Origin of the sequence: Ewingella sp. S1.OA.A_B6 (genome assembly GCF_049889095.1) — a bacterium.
Classification (GTDB): Bacteria; Pseudomonadota; Gammaproteobacteria; order Enterobacterales; family Enterobacteriaceae; genus Ewingella.
In genome coordinates, this window is record NZ_JBLJFK010000031.1 from 1 (window position 1) to 1,055 (window position 1,055).

Here is a 1,055-nt window from a genome sequence, read left to right on the forward strand (position 1 = left end):
ATGTTGTCACCTGGCATTACCATCTCTACGCCTTCTGGCAGTTCGATGGTACCGGTCACGTCAGTTGTACGGAAGTAGAACTGTGGACGATAGCCTTTGAAGAACGGAGTATGACGGCCGCCTTCATCTTTGCTCAGAATATAAACTTCTGAGTCAAAGGTGGTGTGTGGTTTGATTGAACCTGGTTTAGCCAGTACCTGACCACGTTCGATGTCTTCACGTTTAATACCACGCAGCAGAACACCTACGTTCTCGCCTGCACGACCTTCGTCAAGCAGTTTACGGAACATTTCAACGCCAGTACACGTGGACTTAACGGTGTCCTTGATACCTACAATTTCAACTTCCTCGCCCACTTTCACGATGCCGCGCTCTACACGACCAGTCACAACGGTACCGCGACCAGAAATGGAGAATACGTCTTCGATTGGCAGCAGGAACGGCTTGTCGATAGCACGTTCTGGTTCTGGGATATAGCTATCCAGGTAACCAGCCAGTTCGAGAATTTTAGCTTCCCACTCTGCTTCGCCTTCCAGTGCTTTCAGCGCTGAACCACGAATAACTGGGATGTCGTCGCCTGGGAAATCGTATGCAGAAAGAAGTTCACGAACTTCCATCTCTACCAGCTCCAGCAGCTCTTCGTCATCTACCATGTCGCATTTGTTCATGAATACGATCATGTATGGAACGCCAACCTGGCGACCCAACAGGATGTGCTCACGCGTCTGTGGCATAGGGCCATCAGTCGCAGCAACAACCAGGATTGCACCGTCCATCTGAGCAGCACCGGTGATCATGTTTTTCACATAGTCGGCGTGGCCTGGGCAGTCTACGTGCGCGTAGTGACGAGCTGGGGTGTCATATTCAACGTGGGAAGTGTTGATGGTGATACCACGAGCTTTTTCTTCTGGTGCGTTATCGATTTGATCGAATGCACGAGCAGAACCGCCGTAGGTTTTAGCCAAAACGGTGGTGATTGCAGCAGTCAGGGTAGTTTTACCGTGGTCAACGTGGCCGATAGTACCAACGTTAACGTGCGGTTTTGTACGTTCAAA

At 50.5% G+C, this 1,055-nt stretch carries 1 protein-coding gene; it reads right to left on the reverse strand.

Annotation, left to right across the window (positions count from 1 at the left end; genetic code table 11):
• A partial coding sequence (tuf, locus tag ACMV8I_RS21310; RefSeq protein ID WP_498867142.1) for an elongation factor Tu occupies positions 1–1,055 on the reverse strand: 1,055 nt, incomplete at both ends.